Here is a 6,312-nt window from a genome sequence, read left to right as displayed (position 1 = left end):
GTATTATATAATCGTGCTTTTGTGTTATTTTTTTAATATTTACTGATTACGTACTTGCTTAACCACTCAGTTGCGCTAGAACTAATAGACGCGAAATTTAAATCTCTAATTTTCCAACACTTAGTAAAACCTCGTTTGCCATCCCACTACCATTGTAGGAGCAAATCAGGAGACATAAAAAATTAGCGGTAGCGTGCCTGGCCCTCTAGATAAGTATTGGAGACTGTAATGAAGTTTGAAAAGTCACAGACAGCAATCGACCACCTGACTCCCGAGCAACACCGAATTACCCAGGAGGCGGGCACCGAAAGGCCCTTCACGGGCGAGTACAACGACAACAAGGAGCCTGGCATCTACGTCGACATAGTGTCGGGAGAGCCACTGTTCGCTTCGACGGACAAGTTCGATTCGGGTACTGGCTGGCCCAGCTTCACCAAGCCGATCGTTTCGGCAAACGTGAACGAGGTGCGGGACAGCGCACACGGCATGGTCCGGACGGAGGTCAGGTCAGTACACGCAGACAGTCATCTCGGCCATGTGTTCCCCGATGGTCCTTCCGACCGCGGCGGTCTGCGGTACTGCATCAACTCAGCGTCCCTTCGCTTCATCCCGCGCGACGAGATGGAGTCCGAGGGATACGGTGAATATCTCGATCAAGTAGAGGAGGCTTAACATGCATCAGCGCGCTGTTCTCGCAGGAGGATGTTTCTGGGGCATGCAGGATCTGATCCGCAAGCGGCCCGGCATCATCTCGACCCGTGTGGGTTACACGGGCGGCGATATTCCGAACGCCACGTATCGTAATCACGGCACGCATGCCGAGGGGATCGAGATTGTCTTCGACCCGACAGTGACGAGCTACCGGAACATCCTGGAATTCTTCTTCCAGATCCACGATCCGACGACGCTGAACCGCCAGGGCAATGATCGTGGGCTCTCCTACCGGTCGGGCATCTATTATGTCGACGAGGAGCAGAAGCGCGTCGCCGAGGATACGATCGCCGATGTGGATGCCTCGGGGCTGTGGGATGGCAAAGTGGTGACCGAGGTCCAGCCGGTCGGCGAGTTCTGGGAGGCCGAGCCCGATCACCAGGATTATCTGGAGAAGCGCCCGGGCGGCTACACCTGCCACTTCGTCCGTCCCGGCTGGGTGCTTCCGAAGCGCCAAAAGGTTGACGACGTACAGCCAGCGGCCGGGACCGCGGCGGAATAGGCTTCACTGCCGTTGCCACTGCGCCGATCCGGTCCGCAATCTTCGTGACCGCGTCGTTCAGCGACGCGGTCATCGAACCCTACTTCAGAGTGACGGCTCGTTCCAGTCAGTCGCCATCGCAACACCAGGATCGCAGATTTATGCCAGACCTCTCGTCCTTTCCGATCACGCAGCGCTGGCCGGCATCTCATCCCGATCGCCTGCAACTCTACGCAGCCCCTACGCCCAATGGCGTCAAGGTCTCGATCATGCTTGAGGAGACTGGCCTGGCGTACGAGCCCCACCTGATCGACATCTCGAACAACGAGTCGAAGGATCCGGCGTTCGTGTCGCTGAACCCGAACGGACGCATACCGGCGATCATCGATCCGGCTGGCCCTGACGGTAGACCCATCGCCTTATGGGAATCCGGTGCGATCCTCCTCTATCTGGCCGACAAGACGGGTCAGTTCATCTCCACCGAACCAGGCCAGCGTTACGAGACCCTAGCGTGGGTGTTCTTTCAGATGTCGGCCATCGGGCCGATGTTCGGTCAGCTCGGCTTCTTCCTGCGATTTGGCGGCAAGGACTATGAGGACAAGCGGCCGCAACAGCGCTTTATCGACGAATCCACGCGTCTGCTGGGGATTCTGGATCGCCGGCTGGAAGGCCGCGACTGGATCGTCGACGACTATTCGATCGCGGACATCGCGACGCTCGGCTGGGTGAATGCGCTGGTGGAATTCTACGCTGCGGGTGACATCCTTGGCCTCAGCAGCTTTTCGAACGTCCGCGCATGGCTTGGACGCGGGCTGGCTCGACCGGCCGTCCAGCGTGGCCTCCACATTCCCGCGAGGCCAGCATGAGCATCATCGCCGCCTATTATTACAACGAAGGCAAGCGAGTTCGCGAAATCGCGCTCGATGAGCACGTCAAGTTGGGCGAGAGTCGCTCGGGCTTCTGCTGGATCGCGCTTAGCGAACCCACCCCCGAGGAACTACTCGCGATCCAAAGGACATATAATCTTCATCCGTTGGCGATCGACAACGCGATGCACCCGCTGTGCCCGCCCAAGCTCGAGGTCTACAACGATGAGTTGTACGTCGTCGCGCAGACCGCCGAGCTGGTCGGCGACCGGATCAGCTACGGCAAGATGGCGATCTTCACCGGTCACAATCACCTTATCACCGTGCGGCACGGCAATGCCGGAGCGCTGGGCAAACTTCGGGAGCAACTCGAGGCATCGCCGACGCAGTTCGGCAAGGGTGTCGACTATGTGCTGCACGCGATCTTGCATCGCGTGGTCGACCAGTATCTGCCCATCTTCGAAATGATCGAGGACGACGTCCTGGCGATGGAGCGACGGTCGCTGCACGATTTCCTCGGGCCAGAAGAGGTGGCGCGAATCTTCGAACTAAGGTCCGAACTCACGCGGTTCCAGCGCACGCTCGGGGCTATGGCCGAGCTGGTGCGAAAGCTCGTTCGCGGCCACTTTCCCTGCATCAGCGCCGAAATGACACCATATTTCCACGACGTCGCGGACCATGTCCACCGCGTGCAGTCCATGGTCGACGGCCTCCTGCTTGTCCTGTCCACGGTCTTTGAGGCCAGCAGCCTTCTTGAAGCGCAAAGGACGGGGGTGATCACCCGCCAGCTGGCGGCTTGGGCGGCAATACTGGCAGTCCCGACGGCGATCGCTGGAATATACGGCATGAACTTTAAGCACATGCCGGAGCTGGACACGGCCTACGGATACTTTGTCGTGCTCGGAGTGATAGCGATATCGTGCGTTTTCCTATTTGTGCGCTTCAAGAAGGCTAAGTGGCTGTGAATACTGCCCATCGTTTTCTTCGCCGTCATCTGACGGTTACAGCGGGCCTTATACGGAAGCTTGTCCAATCCAACTCAAGATGAAGGTGCGTCCATGACATAGCAGCTGACCGACGCTCTACAAGCAGTTCAGTCCTTCATCGCCAAGGGCTAAGACCGCGAATAGCGCGTCAAGGACAGCAATCTCGTCGATCTCGAGCCAGGATCAACCATCGGTCCGTGCGGCATCTGCGTCGACGCGGCGTTTCGCCTCGGAAGCGGTGATGATGGCGATAACGCCTCCACCCTCTACGCGATCACCGATCCGGCGACCGAGCATAAGGGCCTGTTGATCGACGTGTTCGATGAAATCTGCTACCGCGACCCAGTTCAAGAGTCGGGACCTCAATGTAGAAGAAGTTGACTAACGAGCATTCGCGTCATCCGATCAAGCAAGCTGGAGACATTTATGAAAGCCATTGGTTACAAGGTTCCGGGACCCATCGCCGCGGATGCCGCGCTGGTCGACATCAATCTGCCTCGGCCTGTCGCTGCAGGATACGATATCCTGGTTGAGGTGAAGGCCGTCTCGGTCAACCCGGTCGACTACAAGGTCCGCAACAGCACGCCGCCGGCAGATGGCGATTGGAAGGTGCTGGGATGGGATGCCGCCGGGATTGTGCGCGAGGTCGGCCCCGACGTCACGCAGTTCGAGTTAGGCGACGAGGTCTATTATGCCGGATCGATCACACGGCCCGGTACCAATGCGGAGTTCCATCTCGTCGACGCCCGGATTGTCGGTCACAAACCTGCGTCGCTCTCCTGGGCGGAAGCGGCGGCGCTGCCGCTGACGACGTTGACGGCCTGGGAGGCGATGTTCGACCGCCTGGACGTGGCGAAGCCCGTACCCGGTGCGGCGGAGGCGATCCTCATCATCGGTGGCGCGGGCGGGGTTGGGTCGATCGCCGTCCAGATCGCGCGACAGCGCACGGACCTCACCGTCATCGCCACAGCCTCTCGACCGGAAACCCAAGAGTGGGTAAGAGGGCTTGGAGCTCACCACGTCATCGACCATTCTCGTCCGCTCGCGCCACAGATCGCCGAACTCGGCATCGGTGCTCCCGCTTTCGTCTTTTCGACCACACATACCGAGCAACATGTCGCCGACATCGCCGAACTGATCGCCCCACAAGGACGGTTCGGACTGATCGACGATCCCAAGGCATTCGATATCATGGTTTTCAAGCGCAAGGCGGTGTCGATCCACCACGAGCTGATGTTCACGCGGTCGATCTACGGCACGCCCGACATGAATGAGCAGGGCGAGATTCTGGATGCGATGGCAGCGCTGGTTGACGACGGCAAAATCCGCACGACGCTGACCCGGCGACTGTCGCCGATCAATGCCGCCAATCTGAAGACGGTGCATGCACTGATCGAAAGTGGCGCGGCTAAAGGCAAGATCGTCCTCGAAGGCTTCTAACGACCGCGATCGCCAAACATCTTGTCCAACCTCAAAAAGCCGAACGGGTTATGCCCCAGCGATGAGAATCCCATGACCAAATCTATTGCCACCGCCTCGATCAACCGCGAAACCGCAGTCGCCCTCATCGACGCGGCGCTCGCTGCGGCCCGTGCCATCGGCATCCCGGCTGCCGTCGCCGTCGTCGACGCCACCGGTAACCTGCGCGCGTTCGAGCGCACCGACGATGCGCCGTTCCTTACCGTCGATGTTGCCATCGACAAGGCCTGGAGTTCCGCCTCGTTTGGGTTCCCGACCCATGTCTGGAACGACTATGTGACCAACGATCCAAAAGTGGCGCCGCTAGCCTATCGCCCTCGGATGGTCGCTGTCGGCGGCGGTTATCCGATTCTGGAGGATGGGAAGTTGATCGGCGGCATAGGCATCTCCGGAGGCAACTATCAGCAGGATCAGGATGCGTGCGTCGAGGCACTCATGAAAATCGGGTTCCAGTTGCCAGCCTGACGACTGTGAGGCCATCACCGGTGGTAATGGCCAACAGATCCAACCTTTGAGAGGCCTAATGATGGAAGCGTTCGTCGTCTTTACGCGGGAAGAAACCAGCGACCCACATGCACTCGCAACCTATTCTGCAGGCGTCGGACCATCGTTCGATGGTCACGACGTTACCTTTCTCGCCGCTTATGGCGCGATCCAGCATTTGGAGGGGCCGCCCATCGAAGGGGCCGTAATCTTGCGTTTCCCGACGATGCAGGCCGCTCGCGACTGGTATGACAGTCCCGCCTACCAAACCATCGCTGCTCAACGCTTTGCCGGTTCCCGTTACCGCGCCTTTATCATTGAAGGGCGGCGGTGACATACCGACAGAAGCACTTCGGCGCTGACCACGAGGTATCGGCGTGTGAACTCGCATCTTGGGAATCTGTGGGGGGGACCAAGACAGCGGCGCTAGGGGCTCATATCGTCGATCGGATCAGAGAGTTGCTCGGCGAGAATGGGTTATCTATTGCCGAGCTGACGGAGCGGAGCCGCCCTCTCCCAGCGGATTGATTCAATCGTTGACGCTCCTCCTATCCGGATCCGGGTTTTCGCACGCTGATCAACAGAGTTACAGCGCGCAACGCCTGTAGTGGGCATCAGGGGATGGGTGGCAATCAGGATGATTGCCCACCTTCCAACGATTAACCTTGCTCAAGTTGCTTCACTAGTCGCTCCGCGTCGAGATGGAAGTCCGAGAAAACAATGCTACCGCCAGCGTCGATAACCGTAAACCACGGAGTTCCTCGTGTGCGGTAGTCTTCCATGAAGGTTGGAAACGGCGAGCCGGTCGGTTGCTCGTCGTGACCGAAAACGATAGGAAGCTCATACTTGAGCTGGTTCACGCGCAACTTCTCGAAGGTATTCTCATGCGTTCCTTCGAAGACGGTCTGGATCACTGCGAACCCCACGTCTTTTGAGCTCAACGCTGCATGCAACTTTTGTAGCGTCGGAAACCCATGCAAATGGCAACCTTGGCACCAATGCTGGAAGGCAAACAAGATTTTCGGGCCGGGCCCGATATCTGACAGTTTGAACGGCGCGATACTTTCCCCATCTTTGCCAATCCATTTTTGCACCCGCAGCTCAGGCGCTTGTCGTTCGATCTCGTTCATCTGATCCTCCAACCCCGATACAGAAGCTTAGTGGATGATCGCGCGTCGCGACGGTGCGCGAACGTCCGACCTTATTTTCCCTATTTCCTGAAGCCAGAATAGATCAGATCGACATTTCGTCCTTAATATACTCAAGCTGCCGGCGAGCGCGAACTGGGCAACCATGCGCTGGTGAG

General features: G+C 58.5%; 9 protein-coding genes. 7 read left to right on the top strand and 2 right to left on the bottom strand.

The window, feature by feature from the left end:
- Window positions 1-228 precede the first annotated feature (228 nt).
- From msrB to UB23_RS09800, 4 genes are all read left to right on the top strand, one after another.
- Window positions 229-672: a peptide-methionine (R)-S-oxide reductase MsrB gene (msrB, locus tag UB23_RS09815; RefSeq protein WP_003464965.1), complete on the top strand. Its 444-nt coding sequence runs from the start codon at window positions 229-231 to the stop codon at window positions 670-672.
- 1 nt (window position 673) lies between these two features.
- Window positions 674-1,213 carry a peptide-methionine (S)-S-oxide reductase MsrA gene (gene msrA / locus UB23_RS09810; RefSeq protein ID WP_003464967.1) on the top strand — a complete coding sequence of 180 codons (540 nt, stop codon included), beginning with the start codon at window positions 674-676 and terminating at the stop codon, window positions 1,211-1,213.
- A 140-nt stretch (window positions 1,214-1,353) separates the two neighbouring features.
- The gene (locus UB23_RS09805) at window positions 1,354-2,058 is read left to right on the top strand and encodes a glutathione S-transferase N-terminal domain-containing protein (protein WP_003464969.1); all 705 of its coding nucleotides are present in this window, start codon (window positions 1,354-1,356) and stop codon (window positions 2,056-2,058) included.
- Entirely contained in the window at window positions 2,055-3,023 is a 969-nt protein-coding gene (locus tag UB23_RS09800) for a magnesium and cobalt transport protein CorA (protein WP_003464971.1), read from the top strand. The genes UB23_RS09805 and UB23_RS09800 overlap by 4 nt, the downstream gene beginning before the upstream one ends.
- A 204-nt stretch (window positions 3,024-3,227) precedes the next feature.
- Here the strand turns inward: UB23_RS09800 and UB23_RS29905 are convergent, their stop codons facing one another.
- Window positions 3,228-3,395, bottom strand: coding sequence for a hypothetical protein (locus UB23_RS29905; RefSeq protein ID WP_016487060.1), 168 nt, complete (start codon window positions 3,393-3,395; stop codon window positions 3,228-3,230).
- 75 nt (window positions 3,396-3,470) lie between these two features.
- Here UB23_RS29905 and UB23_RS09795 point away from each other — a divergent pair, with 75 nt between their 5' ends.
- The 3 genes from UB23_RS09795 to UB23_RS09785 all read left to right on the top strand — a co-directional run bounded on the left by UB23_RS09795 (window position 3,471) and on the right by UB23_RS09785 (window position 5,340).
- Window positions 3,471-4,484, top strand: a complete 1,014-nt coding sequence (locus tag UB23_RS09795; RefSeq protein WP_002118279.1) for a zinc-binding alcohol dehydrogenase family protein — start codon at window positions 3,471-3,473, stop codon at window positions 4,482-4,484.
- Window positions 4,485-4,556: 72 nt separating this feature from the next.
- Window positions 4,557-4,988 (top strand): GlcG/HbpS family heme-binding protein, encoded by a 432-nt coding sequence (locus UB23_RS09790; protein WP_005006001.1) that lies wholly within the window; start codon window positions 4,557-4,559, stop codon window positions 4,986-4,988.
- 58 nt (window positions 4,989-5,046) lie between these two features.
- Window positions 5,047-5,340: a DUF1330 domain-containing protein gene (locus UB23_RS09785; RefSeq protein WP_010591688.1), complete on the top strand. Its 294-nt coding sequence runs from the start codon at window positions 5,047-5,049 to the stop codon at window positions 5,338-5,340.
- Window positions 5,341-5,665: 325 nt separating this feature from the next.
- On the opposite strand, the gene UB23_RS09775 is transcribed toward UB23_RS09785, so the two are convergent.
- A complete protein-coding gene (locus UB23_RS09775) occupies window positions 5,666-6,136 on the bottom strand; it encodes a TlpA family protein disulfide reductase (protein WP_003464979.1) in 471 nt (156 codons plus the stop codon).
- Window positions 6,137-6,312: the final 176 nt, after the last annotated feature.

This window comes from Pseudomonas sp. ES3-33 (assembly GCF_000952175.1).
GTDB classification, from domain to species: Bacteria; Pseudomonadota; Gammaproteobacteria; order Pseudomonadales; family Pseudomonadaceae; genus Aquipseudomonas; species Aquipseudomonas gregormendelii.
The sequence above is the reverse complement of the archived record's forward strand: the minus strand, read 5'-3'. Positions and strand labels throughout refer to the sequence as shown.